The sequence below is a fragment of the Frigoribacterium sp. CFBP 13707 genome (genome assembly GCF_014842245.1).
GTDB classification, from domain to species: domain Bacteria; phylum Actinomycetota; class Actinomycetes; order Actinomycetales; family Microbacteriaceae; genus Frigoribacterium; species Frigoribacterium endophyticum.
On sequence record NZ_JACYVL010000005.1, the window covers coordinates 90,132 to 105,497 of the forward strand.

7 protein-coding genes and 1 pseudogene are annotated in these 15,366 nt (G+C 74.1%); 2 read left to right on the forward strand and 6 right to left on the reverse strand.

The window, feature by feature from the left end; translation table 11 throughout:
* Positions 1-16 precede the first annotated feature (16 nt).
* The 4 genes and pseudogenes from IFT45_RS11015 to IFT45_RS11050 all read right to left on the reverse strand — a co-directional run bounded on the left by IFT45_RS11015 (position 17) and on the right by IFT45_RS11050 (position 9,984).
* Positions 17-592 carry a DJ-1/PfpI/YhbO family deglycase/protease gene (locus IFT45_RS11015; protein WP_056052581.1) on the reverse strand — a complete coding sequence of 192 codons (576 nt, stop codon included), beginning with the start codon at positions 590-592 and terminating at the stop codon, positions 17-19.
* 144 nt (positions 593-736) lie between these two features.
* Positions 737-4,636 (reverse strand): pectinesterase family protein, encoded by a 3,900-nt coding sequence (locus IFT45_RS11020; RefSeq protein ID WP_371810975.1) that lies wholly within the window; start codon positions 4,634-4,636, stop codon positions 737-739.
* A gap of 169 nt (positions 4,637-4,805) precedes the next feature.
* Positions 4,806-8,738: pseudogene (locus IFT45_RS17230) on the reverse strand (pectinesterase family protein); the annotation flags it as partial.
* A 283-nt stretch (positions 8,739-9,021) separates the two neighbouring features.
* Positions 9,022-9,984 (reverse strand): sugar-binding domain-containing protein, encoded by a 963-nt coding sequence (locus IFT45_RS11050; protein WP_341777173.1) that lies wholly within the window; start codon positions 9,982-9,984, stop codon positions 9,022-9,024.
* Positions 9,985-10,108: 124 nt separating this feature from the next.
* On the opposite strand from IFT45_RS11050, the gene IFT45_RS11055 reads away from it, so the two are divergent.
* Both IFT45_RS11055 and IFT45_RS11060 read left to right on the forward strand, forming a co-directional pair.
* Positions 10,109-11,854 (forward strand): glycerol-3-phosphate dehydrogenase/oxidase, encoded by a 1,746-nt coding sequence (locus IFT45_RS11055; protein ID WP_056052571.1) that lies wholly within the window; start codon positions 10,109-10,111, stop codon positions 11,852-11,854.
* A gap of 245 nt (positions 11,855-12,099) precedes the next feature.
* The gene (locus IFT45_RS11060) at positions 12,100-12,846 is read left to right on the forward strand and encodes a GntR family transcriptional regulator (protein WP_056052568.1); all 747 of its coding nucleotides are present in this window, start codon (positions 12,100-12,102) and stop codon (positions 12,844-12,846) included.
* Here the strand turns inward: IFT45_RS11060 and IFT45_RS11065 are convergent.
* Both IFT45_RS11065 and IFT45_RS11070 read right to left on the reverse strand, forming a co-directional pair.
* Positions 12,843-13,883 (reverse strand): hemolysin family protein, encoded by a 1,041-nt coding sequence (locus tag IFT45_RS11065; RefSeq protein ID WP_056052565.1) that lies wholly within the window; start codon positions 13,881-13,883, stop codon positions 12,843-12,845. The genes IFT45_RS11060 and IFT45_RS11065 overlap by 4 nt on opposite strands.
* Positions 13,876-15,303 carry a hemolysin family protein gene (locus IFT45_RS11070; RefSeq protein ID WP_192045278.1) on the reverse strand — a complete coding sequence of 476 codons (1,428 nt, stop codon included), beginning with the start codon at positions 15,301-15,303 and terminating at the stop codon, positions 13,876-13,878. Before IFT45_RS11070 ends, IFT45_RS11065 begins: the two co-directional genes overlap by 8 nt.
* Positions 15,304-15,366: the final 63 nt, after the last annotated feature.

Genomic DNA, 15,366 nt, shown 5'->3' on the forward strand with positions numbered 1-15,366 from the left:
GGCGTCGACGAGACGGCTAGGCGCCCGCGGGCTCCGTCGTCAGCGCGTCGCGGACGGCGCCGACGAAGTCGTCGAGGTCGTCGGGCGTGCGCGACGTGACGAGCGTGAAGCCGCCCTCGACGTCGGTGACGACCGAGCGGTCGACCCAGCTGCCGCCGGCGTTCGTCGCGTCGGTGCGGAGCGAGGCGAAGGAGGTGAGCTCCTTGCCCTTCAGCAGGTCGGCCTCGACGAGGAGCCACGGCCCGTGGCAGATCGCCGCGACGGGCGCACCGGCCGAGGCGAAGGCCTTCACCAGGGCGACCGCGGCGTCGTCCTGGCGCAGCGTGTCGGCGTTGATCGTGCCGCCGGGCACGAGCAGCAGGTCGTAGTCGGCCGCGGAGGCCTCCTCGATGGTGGTGTCGGGGCGGACGGACTGCCCCGGGTCCTTGTCGCCGACGAGGGTCTCGACGGGGCCGGTCGACTGGGCCGCGACGACGACGGTGGCGCCGGCCGCGCGCAGGGCCTCGGTCGGGACGACGAGCTCGTCCTGCTCGACGCCGTAGTTGGTGACGATCGCGAGAACGCGGCGACCGGTGAGATCGGTGTCTGCCATGGGGGTTCCTCCTCGGTGGCCCGCCGGGCGGGCCTCGTGTGATGACCCTCCCGGTCTACGCCGGGCCACTGGGCGCGGGCTCCGGGACGGTGTCCCCCGGAGCCCGCGCCGAGCTCGGCGCCGGCCACCGGCGCGCCGCCGGGCTCAGCGCCGCGTCGGGTCCCAGCCGTCTGTCCCGGCGAGGTACGCGGCCGCCGTCATGCCGGCCGCCGCCTCGTCGCTCAGCTGCGGGCGGGTCGCGGGCGTCGTCACGACGGCGCCGGGGCCGGTGTTCCGGTACTCGCTGAACCGGCCGGCCGTCCAGGTCGTCACGGCGTCCCAGTCGTTCCACGGCTTGTCGACCGCGACGGCCGACCCGAGCACGGTGTCGCGGACGACGACCTGCGCCTTGCCCTGCGTCGAGTACGGCCGGCCGAGGTAGATCGTCCCGGCGGCGCCGTCGGTGACGATCGTGCTGTCGGTGACCAGGAACCCGAACGGCGACGCCGCGGAGACCGAGGAGTCGGTGAGCGAGGCCCCGGGCCGGTCGAGCACGTGCACGGTGCTGTGGTCGATCACCGTGACGGCCCGGCCGAGCACCAGGTCGGCCCCGCCCTCGAGGTACGACCCCGTGACGAAGACGCGGCTGAAGGTCGATGTGTTGGCCGTGGAGGCGAGCAGCGTCTGCTTGTCGCCCAGCAGGCGCACGTGGTCGACGACCTGCTTGTCTCCCGACTTCACCTGCAGCGCCGTCGCCTGAGCGCCCGGCGTGCTCGCCACGCTCTTCAGCGTGAGGGCCCGCAGGGTCCACTGGGGCCCGGAGATCGTCATCGCGGCGACCGCGCCGCCGGGGGCGGTGACCACGACGTCGGCCGGGTCGCCGGTCGCACCGACGATCGTCACCCCGTAGCGGTTGCCGCTCACCACCGGGCCCGAGTAGGCGCCCGGCAGCACCAGCACGGTGCGGCCGCCCTGGGTCGTGTAGTCGGCGTTGTTCGGCAGGAGGCCCGGCGAGGCCGCGACCAGGGCGCCGGCCGCGTCGACCTGGCCGAGCACGCCCTGCAGCGTCGTGGCGTCGCCGCTGCCGTCGGCGGCGACCACGTAGTCGACCTTGACGGGGGTCGCGGAGGCGACCGCCGAGGGGGCCGACACCGCGCCTCCGGCCTTCGCGACGACCGACCACGAGTAGGCGGTGCCGACGACGACCGACTGGTCGACGAAGCGCGTGGCGTCGGCGCCCAGCGAGGCGACGACGGCCGAGCCGGCGGAGGCCGAGCTGCGGACCACGTCGTACCCGGTGACGCCGGAGGCGGTGCTCGCGGCCCAGCCGACGGTCACCGAGCCCTTGCCGAGCGTCGTCGTGACCGCCGTGGGGGCGACGGGGGCGACGGCCCCCGGGTCGACCGGCTCCGACGGGGTCACGGGCGTGACGGCTGTGGCGGGCGTCGCCGTCACGGTGGCCGGCGCGGAGCGGTTGCCCGCCGCGTCGACCGCGACGACGGCCCAGGTGTACGGCTGGCCGTCGGTGAGGCCGGTGTCGCTCCAGCTCGTGACCGGCCCGACCGAGGCGACGAGGTTCGCGGCCGAGGGCGTGACGGTCGTGCCGGGTGCCCGGTGGACGGACCAGCCGACGACGTCGGCGTCGGCCGGCGCCGTCCAGCCCAGGGTCGCCGACCGCGAGCCCGCGACGGCGGTCAGCGCGGTGGCCGCGCCCGGGGCGGTGGCGTCGGCCGGAGCAGCCGGGTCGGCCACGGCGGGGTACCAGGAGGCGGCGCCCAGCCAGGCGGACACGGTCGCGGTGACCGACTCGGCGGGGGTGAGCTGCGGCCGTGACGCGGTGGCGGTCGTCGCGGCGCCGGGCCCGGTGTTGCCGAACTCAGCGAACCGCGCCGCCGTCCAGGCGTACCCGTTGAAGTCCTGCCAGGGCGACGACTTGACGCCGGTGCCCAGCACGGTCTCGCGGATGATCGCCTGGGGCGCGTTCGCGGCGGTCGTCGTGCCCTGGGCGTACGGGCCGCCGAGGCGCACGTCGGTGACCCCGGCCGCCGGGGCGATCGTCGAGCCGACGACGAGGAAGCCCCGTCCGCCGACCGCGGTGGTCGACGGGATGAGCACGGTGCCCGAGGTGCGGGTCGGCGTGATGGTCGTGTCGTGCACCACCAGCGACGCCCGGCCGAGCAGGACGTTGCTCGCTCCGCGGACCGTCGACGACTCGATCATCTGTCGGCTGGTCGCGCCGGCGGTGGGCACGTCGGCCCAGACGGCACGGTCGACGGCGCTCAGCGCCACGCCGGTGAGGAGCACCCGGTCGCCCGTCATCGAGACGGCCGGGCCGTTCGAGGCGCCCGAGGTGTTCTCGACCGACAGCCCCTGCACCGTCACGCCCGAGCCGGTGATCGACAGGGCGGGCGCGGCCGTGCTGCTGGTCAGGGTCACGTCGGAGGCGCGGGCCCCGCCGCCGAGGACGGTCACGTTCGACCGCGCGATGGTCGTGCTGCCGACGTAGCTGCCGGGCTCCACCCGGACGACCCAGGGGCCGGAGCCGGTGGCGGCGTCGACCGCCGACTGGAGCGTCGGGTAGGGGCCGCCGGCCTGGACGACCGCGTCGACGCGCTGCGCCGGCGTCACCGCGACGGCCGCGCTGCGGGTCGACTCGGCGCCGGAGGCGTCGACCGCCGTGACGGTGAACGAGGTCTCGGTGCCGTTGGTCAGGCCCGTGGCCGTGAAGCCCTGCGTCGTGGTCGTGCCGACCTCGACCCCGTCGCGCTGGACGCGGTAGCCGACGACGTCGGCCTCGGTCGACTCGTCCCAGGTGAGGACGGCCTGGCCGCTGCCGCCCGCGGCGGTGAGGCCGACGGGGGCCGTGGGCGCGACGTCGGCGACCGGCGCGAGCGTCGGGTCCCACCCGTCGGTGCCGGCGAGCCAGGCCGACGGCGTCGCGGAGGCGGCGTCGGCGTCGCTGAGCTGCGGCCTCTTGTCGTTGACCGTGGCGCCGGGGCCCGTCGTGCCGTGCTCGGCGAACCGGCCGTCGGTCCAGACGTTCGGGGCGAAGTCGACCCAGGGCTGCGTCGTCGAGACGCCGTCCGAGATCCAGGTGTCGACCAGCGCGGTCTGGCCGCGGGAGTCGTCGCCGTAGGCGCCGTCGCTCCACGAGCGCCAGGGCCGACCGAGCGCGAACGTGTCGTCGGCGTCGCTGGCGATCCGGCTGTCGACCACGAGGTAGCCGCGCGCCTTGCTGGCGGTGCTCGGCGCGAAGATCGTGCCCCCGCCGTGCGCGGTCGCGTGGATCGTCGTCCGGTCGAAGACCGCGGTCGCCCGACCGAAGACGAAGTCGACGTTGCCCTCGATGAAGCTGTCGACGTAGTACTGGCGGGGGTAGCCGCTGCCGTCGGCCGTGATGTTCCCCGAGGCGTCGGCGTTGAGGGTGTCCTGCACGCCGAGGAGGCGCACGTCGCGGTAGACCTGGCGGTCGCCCGTCGCGCGGAGGGCGACGGCCTGCGTGTTGTAGGTGCCGATCTCGGGGTGCGCCGCCTTGTCGAACGTGTTGCTGATCGTCAGGTCGCGCACCTGGACGCCGGCGCCCGACAGGGTGACGGTGGCGCTGCCCGCGGTGCCGCAGGTGGCGGCGACGACGGCGGGGCAGGTGGTGGCGGAGCGGGGCGTGCCGTTGGCGTTGTCGAAGGTCAGCACGACGTCGCGGGGGGTCGCCCGTGCTGCCGGCGATGACGAGGTTCGACTTCGACGACGAGACCACGCCGCGGTAGGTGCCGGGCTCGACGACGACCACGGAGGGCTTCGTCGCCGTGCCGGCGGGGACGGCCGCGAGGGCCTGCTGGAGGGTCGTGACGTCGCCCGAGCCGTCGGCGGCGACGGTGACGTCGGCGACCAGCGGCGCGGGGGCGGGCACCGCGGTGACGGCGGCCGGGGCGGACGACGTGCCGGCCCGGTCCACGGCGACCACGAGGTAGTGGACGGCCGTGCCGTTCGCGAGGCCCGTGTCGACGAAGGTCGGCTTCGCGACCTCGGCGACGAGCAGGGCCGGGTCGACGGCGACGGGCTCGTCACCGGTCGACCGGTAGACCCGGTAGCCCGTCACGTCGGCCTCGATCGACTCCGTCCACGACAGGCCGACGCGCTGTTCGTCGGGGCTGGCGACCAGGCCGGCCACGGCGAGGGGCGCCACGTCGGGGCGCGGGGCCGCGACCGGGTCCCAGCCGTCGCTGCCCGCGAGGTAGGTCGCGGCCGTGTAGCCGCGCGCCTCGTCGTCGGTGAGCTGGGGGCGGGTGGCGGAGGCGCCGCTGCCGGGCCCGACGTTGCCGTGCTCGGCGAAGCGGGCGCTCTGCCAGGTGGTGGTGACGCCGCTGTTGACCATGTTCGTCCAGGTCTGGGTCGAGCTGATCACCGGTCCGAGCCAGGTGTCGCGGACGACGACCTGGGCGATCGCCGACGAGTCGGCGACGCTCGTGCCGTCGGCCTGCGCCTTGCCGGGCTGCCAGGGGCGGCCGAGCGACTGCGAGCCGTCGGGGGCGGTGCCGACGATGCGGCTGCCCGAGATCAGCACGCCGAAGCGCTGCGAGACGTCGGTGCTGGCCGCGGTGACGGCGCCGTTCGGCGACGTGCCGTGGTCGAGCGCCGCGAGGGTGGAGTCGTCGATCACGACGGTGCCGCGCCCGAAGACGAAGTCGACGTCGCCGGCGACGTACCCGCCGTGGAAGTACGAACGGGCCGGCACGCCCGCGGACGGGCTGTTGGCGTACCAGGTGTCCTGGTTGCCGAGAAGGTGGACGTTCTCGTACACGAGGCGGTCGCCGGTGGTGCGGAGGGCGACGGCCTGGCCGGAGGCGTACGTGCCCTCGACGTAGGCGTTCTCGACCGTGAGGTCGCGCAGCTGCACCGAGTTGCCGGTGATGACGAGCGTGGCGCTGCCCGAGGTGCCGTAGGTGTCGGCGACCCCGTTCGTCGTGGTGCCGGTCGGCGTGCCCGCGGCGCGGTCGCCGGTGATGACGACGTCGCCGGCCCGGCCGGTGGCGCCCACGACGATCGTGTGGGGCTTGCTGATCGTGGCGTACTCTGCGTAGCGGCCCGCGGCGAGCGAGATGACGGTGGGGTCGGTGGCCGTGCCCGCGGGGGCCGCGGCGAGCGCGTCGCGGAGCGTCGTGAAGCGCGTCACGCCGTCGGCGGGGGCCGCCGGGTCGACGACGACGTCGGTGACGAGCGGGGCCGCGGCGACGAGCGCCGTCACCTCGGCGGAGGGCGCCGACACGGCGCCGGTGCGCGAGAGCGCCACGACGGCCCAGCGGTAGGTCGAGCCGGTGCTGACGGTCGTGTCGCTCCAGGTCGGGGCGTCCACGGTGGCGACCGGCACGAAGGGGCCGGTCTCGTCGGCCCGCAGCACCTGCCAGCCGGTGACGGCGGCGGAGGCGTCGTCGCTCCAGCTCAGGTGCACGACGCGGGCGTCGGGCGAGGCGACGACGTCGGTCGGGGTCGCCGGCAGCGCCGTCGAGGCGGCACGGACGGGGTTCCAGCCGTCCTTCCCGGCGAGGTACTTCTCGGGCGTCGCCGCCGCGGCCTCCTTGGCCGTCAGCTGCGGACGGTTCTCGTTCGTGCCGGCGCCGGGGCCGGTGTTGCCGCTCTCGGCGAAGCGGGCGTCCTTCCAGGAGAAGGGCACCTTGACGCCCGACGAGTTCGTCGACGACATGTCGTCCCAGGGGGCCGCCGCGTCGATCGCGCGGGGCAGCCAGGTGTCCTTGACCACGACCGAGCCGAGCGCGTCGGGGTCGGCGCTCGGGTGCCACGGGCGGCCGAGGTTGACCGTGCCGGCGGCGGCGTCGCTCACGACCTTGCTGTCGGTGATCAGGAAGCCGTACTTGCTGCCCGTGTCGGTGCTCGCGGCGGTGAGGTAGCCGTTGTTCGCCTTGCCCCGGTCCAGCGACCGGAAGGTGACCCGCTGGAACACCGCGGTGCCGGCGCCGAAGACGTAGTCGACGTCGCCCTCGACGTAGCTGTCGACGTAGTACTGGCGGATGCGGGTGGTGGGCTTCGGGGTGTCGGCCAGCAGGGTGTCCTGGTTGCCGAGCAGGCGGACGGTGTCGGCGACGAAGCGGTCGCCCTCGACGCGCAGGGCGACGGCCTGGGCGCTGGTGATCTGCGGGTTCGCGGCCTCGTCGAAGGTGTTGGCCACGGTGAGGTGGTCCAGGGTCACGTTCGCGGCGGTGACGAGCACGACGGCGCTGCCGGCGGTGCCGAGCGTCGACTCCGGCTCGTCGGGGTCGGCGCTGCCCGAGGCGCGGGCCGACCGGATCACGACGTCGCCGGGGGTCGCCCCGGTGCCGTGCACCTGGACGTTCGGCCGCGAGATCTCGAACGACTCGTCGTAGGTGCCGGGGGCGACGTCGACGCGGTACGCGTCGAGCGAGGCGCGCGGGATCGCGGCGAGGGCCGCACCGATGGTGGCGTAGGTCCCCTCGGGTCCGACGGTCAGCACGGTCTGCACGACGGGCAGGGGCACGGCGACGGTGCGCGAGGTCGCGGTGACGACGCCGCTGGCCTTCGAGACGTTGCCGACGCGGTCCTGGGCGGTCACGCGGTACGAGGCCGCGACTCCCTGGGGCGCGCTGGTGTCGACGAAGCGGGGGGAGGCGCCGGACGCGTCGAGCGGGACGGTCGCCAGCAGGGTCCACGTGCCCCCCGCGACGCTGCGCGACACGGCCCAGCCGGCGAGGTCGAGGTCCTTCGGGGCCGTCCAGGAGAGCGCGAGGCCGGCGGTCGGGCCGGCGGCGACCTTCAGCGAGCCCGGAGCACCCGGGGCGACGTTCGGCGACTTCGCCGTGACGGCGAGGTACGACGACGCGTTGCCCGACCGGTCGACGGCGCGCACGCGGTAGTAGACGGTGTCGCCCTCGGCGACGGTCGGGTCGGTGAAGGTCGACGCCACGAGGACGCCCTGCCCGCTCGCCGGGAGGTGGGGCACGTAGACCTCGTCGCCGTTCCGCCTCGTCACGGTGTAGCCGGCCAGGTCGGCCTCGCCCCCGCCCGCCCACGAGACCGTCACGCCTCCGGTCGCCAGCACGACGACCTTCGGGCTCGACGGAGCGCGGGGCGGCGTGGTGTCGCCGGGGACGGCGGCGCTGACGACGGCTGCCGGGCCCTGCCCCGCGGCATTCGTCGCGACGACGGACCACCACGACGTCGCCCCGGCGGGGGCGGCGGCGTCGACGGCGCTCGTCGCCGTGGCGGACGAGGTGGGCACGCGCACCCACGGCCCGGAGGCCGCGGCGCCGCGAGAGAGGACGTAGCCGGTGGCGCCCGGCGTGGCCGACCACGAGACGGTGGGCACGCCGGCGCTGCTGAGCTTCACGGCGAGGCCGGCCGGGGCGGCGGGGACGACGGCGGGGCCGGCGGGGCGGGTGGCGCTGACGGTCGTGGCCGACGACACGTTGCCGCTGTGGTCGACGGCGGTCACGCGCCAGGTCGACTTCACGCCCGAGGGGGCCTGGGCGTCGGTGAACTGCGAGCTGGTGACCGGCGAGCTGGTGAGCTGGACGGCGGAGCCGCCGGAGGAGGCGGTGCGGGTGACCGTCCAGCCGGCGACGTCGGGCTCCGTCGCGTCGGCCCAGTCGAGGGCGACCCCGGCGGCGGAGACGGTGGCCTTGAGCTTCGCGGGCGACGAGGGCTTCGTCGTGTCGGTCGCCGTGACCGACTTGACGCTCGAGAGCTTCGAGACGTTGCCCGAGCGGTCGACCGCGGCCACGGCGTAGGAGGCCTTCGCCCCGCCCGTGATCGTCGCGTCGACCGCCGACGGGGTCGTGGGGCTGGCGACGAGGGTCGACGAGGTCGACACCGACGACGTGCTCGAGCGGTACACGCGGTACCCGGCGAGGTCGCCGGCCGAGACCTTGCCCCAGCTCAGCGAGCTGCCGACCCCGCCGCTGTAGCTGACCTTCAGGCTGCTCGGCGCGGACGGCGGCGTCGTGTCGGCCGCGGCCGTGGCGGCCTGGATCGGCAGGGCCGCGCCGGCGAGCGCGACCACGGCGGCGAGGGCGACGAGGGCGCGCGTGCGACCGGGGGCGGAGGCGCCGCGGCGGCGGGCGGCACGTCGGCCGTGCGCCCGCGGGGACGGGGCGACGGGGGCGGAGTCGGGAGAGGGCGTGACGGGACGACCGGGCATGGCGGTGGGGTGCCTTCGGGTAGGCGCGGCGACCGACCGCCCGGGCACGCGTCGACGCACCACGGCCGGGGGCCGTGGGGCGGGACGGGTGCGCGGCGATCGTGCATCGCAGGTTCGGGTGAGCGCTCACTCCGAGGTGGGGTGGGCCCCGGAGCGTCCCCATCATGGGGGACGCACAGCTCCAGACGCAAGGGTCTCTCACGTCGGCGTGTCGTCGGTGCTGCGGGCGCGCCTCCTCGGGGCTCTTCCGCCCTCCGGGCCGGGTCGTCGGCGCGCGCCCGCCTCAGCTCGCGAGCAGCGCCCGCGCCGTGCCCTCGTCGAGGATGAGGTCGGTCGCCAGCCCGGCCGCGAGGGCGCCGCGCACGCCCGCGACCTTCGCCTCGCCGGCGACGACACAGACCCGCCGGGGAGCCCGGCGGACGGTCGCGAGGTCGGGCCCCGTGCCGCGGGCGTTCAGCTCGATGTCGGTCGACGAGCCGTCGGCGCGGTAGAAGACCGTCGCCACGTCGCCGACGACGTGGTCGGCGTCGAGGCTGTCGTGGTCGCTCTGCTCGAGGTAGCCGCCCGAGTAGACGTGGCTGGGCACGCGTGCGTCGCGCGAGCCGACGCCGAAGACGACGAGGTCCATCGACGCCTGCAGCTCGAGCACGCGCTTCGTGCTCCGCTCCCGCCACAGCGCCCGCTTCGTCGCCGGGTCGTCGAAGAACGCCGGCACCGGGAACTGCTGGATCGCCGCCGTGTACGCCTGCCCGAACCGCCGCAGGATCTCGCTCGCGTACTCGATGCCCGTCGTGCGCGTGTTCGCGGCGCCGTTCAGCTGCACGACGACCGAGTTGTGCGTGGGCTTCGGCACCAGCGACCGGCTCACGGCGCTGAGCGTCGAGCCCCAGGCGACCCCGATCACCATGTTCGAGTCGACGTAGGGCGTGATCGTTCGTGCAGCCGACAGGGCGACCCGTTCGAGCCGGTCGACGTCGCTCGTCTGGTCGGGCACCGGCACGACGTGCGCCACGACGCCGAAGCGCCGGTGCAGCCCCTCGGCGACGGCGGTCGCCTGGTCGAGCGGCGACTTGATCTGGATGTCGACGAGCCCCGACTCGCGGGCGGACTTCAGGAGGCGCGAGACCGACGAGCGGGACGTCCCCAGCTCCGAGGCGATCGCCTCCATCGTGAGGTCCTGCATGTAGTAGAGGTGCGCCGCACGCAGCGCCTCCTGGGTCTTCTCCGCCGTCGTCAGCTCGGTCACGAGCACCTCCGTGCACATGTGTGCAGATACGTTGCACCCTCGCTCCGAGGGGTCGACCATGAGGTTACCGGCGAGACGGTGCGTCCACCCGCCCCGCCACCACCCCCAGATGGAAGAAGACCCCGTGACCGAGTCGAAGAAGACACAGAGCATCCGCAAGAACGTCGCCGCGATCATCGACCGCCCGACCGCGAAGGTGTTGATCGTCGGAGGGGGCATCAACGGCATCGCGACCTTCCGCGACCTCGCCCTCCAGGGCGTCGACGTCGTCCTCGTCGAGCGCAACGACTACGCCTCGGGCGCCTCGGCCGCCTCGTCGCACATGATCCACGGCGGCATCCGCTACCTCGAGAACGGCGAGTTCCGCCTCGTCCGCGAGAGCGTCGAGGAGCGCAACGGCCTCCTCAAGATCGCCCCGCACTACGTGAAGCCGCTGCAGACGACGATGCCGATCTTCTCGACCTTCTCGGGCATCCTCAACGCCCCGCTGCGCATGCTCACGCACAAGCAGCGCTCCACCAAGGAGCGCGGCGCGCTGCTGATCAAGGTCGGCATGACCCTGTACGACTCCTTCTCGCGCGACGGCGGCTCCGTGCCCCGCCACGTGTTCCGCACCGGCAAGGCCGCGCTGAACGACATGCCGGCCCTCAACAAGGGCGTCAAGTACACCGGCACCTACTACGACGCGTCGGTCCACGAGCCCGAGCGCCTCGCGCTCGACGTGCTCAAGGACGGCCTCGCGGTCGGCACCGGCGCCCGCAGCGCCAACTACGTCGAGGCCGTCGGCTCGCGCGACGGCGGCGTGCTGCTCCGCGACGTCGTCAGCGGCACCGAGTTCGTCGTCCAGGCCGACGTCGTCATCAACGCCTCCGGCCCCTGGACCGACCTCACGAACCAGGCGTTCGGCGGCGAGTCGGCGTACATGGGCGGCACCAAGGGCTCGCACATCGTCGTCGACAACGCCGAGCTGCTCGAGGCCACCAAGGGCCGCGAGATCTTCTTCGAGAACAACGACGGCCGCATCGTGCTCATCTACCCGCTCAAGGGCCGGGTGCTGATCGGCACGACCGACATCGACGCCGACCCGTCGCAGCCCGCGGTCTGCACCGAGGAGGAGGTCGACTACTTCTTCGACCTCGTCAAGCACGTCTTCCCGCAGATCGAGCTCGGCCGTGACCACATCGTCTACCGCTACTCGGGCATCCGCCCGCTGCCCCGTCACGAGGACACCGCCCCCGGCTTCGTGTCCCGCGACTACCGCATCGTCGAGACGCCCATCGCGGGCCTGACCTCGACCGTGCTGAGCCTGGTCGGCGGCAAGTGGACCACCTTCCGTGCCCTCTCGGCGCACCTCTCGACCGAGGCCACGAAGCGCCTGGGCGTCGAGCGCACCGTCGACACGACGGGGATGGCGATCGGCGGCGGCAAGGGGTTCCCGACCACCGACGCTGCCCGCACGACGTGGGTCGCGGCGCACGCCGACGGCCTCGACCGCGACCAGGTCGACCGCCTCCTGACGCGCTACGGCACCCGTGCCGAGAGCGTGATCGAGACGCTGCTCGACCAGCCGTCGCAGCCGCTGGCCAGCGAGCCCGAGCTGACCGAGGCCGAGATCGCCTACTTCGCCGAGCACGAGGACGCCGTCCACCTGGCCGACGTCGTGCTGCGCCGCACGAACCTCGCGTTCGTCGGCGGCGTGACGATCGAGCTGCTCACCGAGATCGCCGACGTCCTGGGCCGCGCCCTCGACTGGAGCGACGAGCAGCGCGACGCCGAGATCGAGGCGACCATCGAGACGCTGCGCGCCTCGCACGGCGTCGAGGTCGGCTCGCAGCACGTGCCGAGCGAGACCGCCACGGCCTCGAAGTGACGACCCGCGCCTCCTGACCCGCGAGAGCCCCCGGGAGGCGCGGTGCACCGGCCCGTGCGCGTCGCGTTCCTGACCCGACACGGTGCGCACGCCAGGAGAGACCCGCCCGCCCCCTCGGGGCCGGGCGGGTCTCGTGCGTCCGGGCCACCCGTCCCCAGCCCTCGCTCCCCCGGACGACGGACTGGTATGTGACACTTCTCCGGTAGGGTCGTGCCGTACCGCCCTCGTGCCGAACGGAGACCGCCGTGCCCATCCCCACCTCGCCCCCCGCCGCCGAGCGTCAGCTGTTGCGCGACACGGTGCGCTCGCGCATCCGCGACGCGATCGTCGACGGCACGCTCGAGCCCGGCGAACGCCTGCACGACGACGAGCTGATCGCCTGGCTCCAGGTGTCGCGCACCCCCATCCGCGAGGCGCTCGGCGACCTCGTGCGCGCCGGCCTCGTCGAGATGGCGCCGAACCGCTACACCCGGGTCGCGACCCCCCGGGCCGAGGAGGCCATCGAGGCCGTCCAGACGCTCGGCGTCCTGTTCGGCGGCGCCGTGCGCCTCGCCGTCCCCCTGCTGGCGGCGGGCGTGACGGCGCAGATCGTGGCCGGCATCGACGCCTGCCTCGCCGACCTCGACGCGGAGGACGGCCCGGCGCTCAACGCCCACACCGTGGCGCTCTTCTCCACCTACGTCGACCACTGCGGCAACGCCTCGCTGCAGCGGGTCTGCCGCGACGTGACCGACGGCCTCGCCTACAAGCTCCGCCTGCCCAACATCGTCCAGGTGCTCAACTGGGCCGGCATGGCGGAGCAGTACCGCCTCCTGCGGCAGGCGACCCTCGACGGCGACCCGATCACCGCCGAGCTCGCCGCCGAGGCCCTGCACGAGCTGCCGGGCGAGCGGCCCGCCCCGGCACGCGGGGGCGGGCCGGGGCCGGTCGCGGCCCAGCCCGTCGTCGCGGCCCAGCCCGTCGCCGAGGCCCAGCCCGTCGTCGGGGCCTAGACCGTCGTCGCGTCGTCGACCTCGCCGACGAGCTCCTCGATGATGTCCTCCAGGAAGAGCACGCCGGTCGTCGTGCCGTCGGCCCTCACCGACCGGGCCACGTGGGCACCGCTGCGGCGCATGGCCGCGAGGGCGTCCTCGAGGTCGGCATCGTGCGAGACCGCCCCCAGGCGACGGATGCGCTTCTCGGGCACCGGGGCGTGGAACGACTCCGGCGTCGTGAGGTCCATGACGTCCTTGAGGTGCAGGTAGCCGGTGGGCTGCCCGTCGGCGTCGGTGAGGACGTACCGCGAGTAGCCGTGGGCCGAGACGGCGCGCTGCACGTCCGCGGGGGTCGCCGCCGGGGCGAGCCGCACCATGTCGGCCACCGGCACCTCGACGTCGCGCACCTTGCGGGTCGTGAACTCGAACGCGGCGCTGAGGGTGCCCGACGCGTCGTCGAGCACGCCCTCGCGCGTCGACTGCTGCACGATGCCGGCGACCTCGTCGAGCGTGTAGGTGCTGGTCGCCTCGTCCTTCGGCGTCACGCCGAAGAGCCGCAGCACGCCGTTGGCGATGCCGTTGAGCGACCAGATCACCGGCTTGAACACGCGAGCCACGAAGACGAGCGGCGGGGCCAGGATGAGCGCGGCCCGGTCGGGCACCGAGAACGAGAGGTTCTTCGGGATCATCTCGCCGACCACCACGTGCAGGAAGGTCACGAGCACGAGGGCGATGACGAACGCCACGACGCCGATGGCCTCGGCCGACAGCGTGGTCAGCCCGAGCGGGATCTCGAGCAGGTGGTGGATCGCGGGCTCCGACACGTTGAGGATCACCAGCGAGCAGACCGTGATGCCGAGCTGGCTGGTCGCGAGCATGAGCGTCGCGTGCTCCATCGCCCACAGGGTCGTCTTGGCGGCCTTGCTGCCCGCCTCGGCGCGCGGCTCGATCTGCGAGCGACGGGCGCTGATGACGGCGAACTCGGCGCCGACGAAGAAGCCGTTGACGACGAGCAGCACCACCAGCCAGACGATGCCGGGCAGGTACTCACTCATGGGTCAGGTCCTCTCGGAGGGCGGTGGCGATGCGGTCGTGCTCCGCGCGGTCGGCGCGGTCGCGGTTCTCGGCGGGGGTGGCGGGGCCGGAGGCGCGGGTCGTGCCGGCCGGGCCGGTCGCGTCGTCGTCCGCCCGCGGCACGAAGCGCAGCCGCTCGGTGCGCTGGCCCACGACGCGCTCGACGCGGAGGGCGCCGCCGGCGACCTCCACCTCGTCGCCGACCTCGGGCAGCCGCCCGAGCCGCTCGGTGACGAAGCCGCCGACCGTCTCGTAGTCGCCGTCGTCGGGCACGCGGATCGCGGCCCGGTCGTGGAGCTCGTCGGGCCGGAGCGCGGCGTCGAACAGCACGGTGCCGCCCGAGCGGACGATGCCGACGCGCGCACGGTCGTGCTCGTCCTCCAGCTCGCCCACGATCTCCTCGACGAGGTCCTCGAGGGTGACGAGGCCGGCGGTGCCGCCGAACTCGTCGGTGACGACGGCGATCTGGAAGCCGTCGCGGCGGAGCAGGCCGAGCAGCGTGTCGGTGCCCATCGTCTCGGGCACGAAGCGCGCCTCGGAGACGAGGGCGGAGACGAGCACGTCGTCGCGCTCGGCGAGGGGCAGGGCGAACGCCTGCTTGACGTGCACCACCCCGAGGATGTCGTCGGAGTCGTCGCCGATGACGGGGAACCGCGAGAAGCCGCTGCTCAGCGAAGCCTCGACCACGGCGGCGGCGGTGTCGGTCGCCCGGACGGTCGTCATGCGCACGCGCGGCGTCATCACGTCGACGGCGTCGTGCTGGGAGAAGCGCAGGGTGCGGCCCAGCAGGGTCGCGTGGTCGTCGTCGAGGACGCCCTCGAGCGCGGAGCGGCGGACGAGCGAGCTGAGCTCCTCGGCCGAGCGGGCACCCGAGAGCTCCTCCTTCGGCTCGATGCCCATGCGGCGGATGGCCGCGTTGGCCGTGTCGTTGAAGAGCAGGATGACCGGCTTGAAGACCGTCGTGAAGGCCGCCTGGAACGGCACGACGAGCTTGGCCGTGGCGAGCGGCAGGGCGAGGGCGAAGTTCTTCGGCACGAGCTCGCCGATCACCATCGAGAACAGCGTGGCGACGAGGATGCCGACGACGGCGCCGATGCCGGGCACGATCGCCTCGGGCACGCCGAGGCCGGTGAGCGGGCCCTCGAGCAGCGAGCTGATCGCCGGCTCGAACGTGTAGCCCGTCAGGAGCGTCGTCAGCGTGATGCCGAGCTGCGCGCCGGAGAGGTGCGTCGACGTGATGCGGAGGGCCTTGATGGTCGGGCCGAGGCGCTTCTCGCCCCTCTCCTGGCGCTTCTCGAGGTCGTTGCGGTCGAGGTTGACCAGCGAGAACTCGGACGCGACGAACAGGCCGGTGCCGACGGTGAGGACGAGACCGATGCCCAGCATCACCCACTCATTCATGGTGCCCCTCCCCCCGTGGTGCGGCCGCCGAGGCGGTCAGGGCCGGGAAGGGCCAGGGCATGT

What these genes read in the sequence shown, in the direction of transcription:
- IFT45_RS11015 (WP_056052581.1), bottom strand. Translation starts at nt 592, where the DNA reads ATGGCAGACACCGATCTCACCGGTCGCCGCGTTCTCGCGATCGTCACC.
- IFT45_RS11065 (WP_056052565.1), bottom strand. Translation starts at nt 13,883, where the DNA reads ATGAGTGAGTACCTGCCCGGCATCGTCTGGCTGGTGGTGCTGCTCGTC.
- IFT45_RS11070 (WP_192045278.1), bottom strand. Translation starts at nt 15,303, where the DNA reads ATGAATGAGTGGGTGATGCTGGGCATCGGTCTCGTCCTCACCGTCGGC.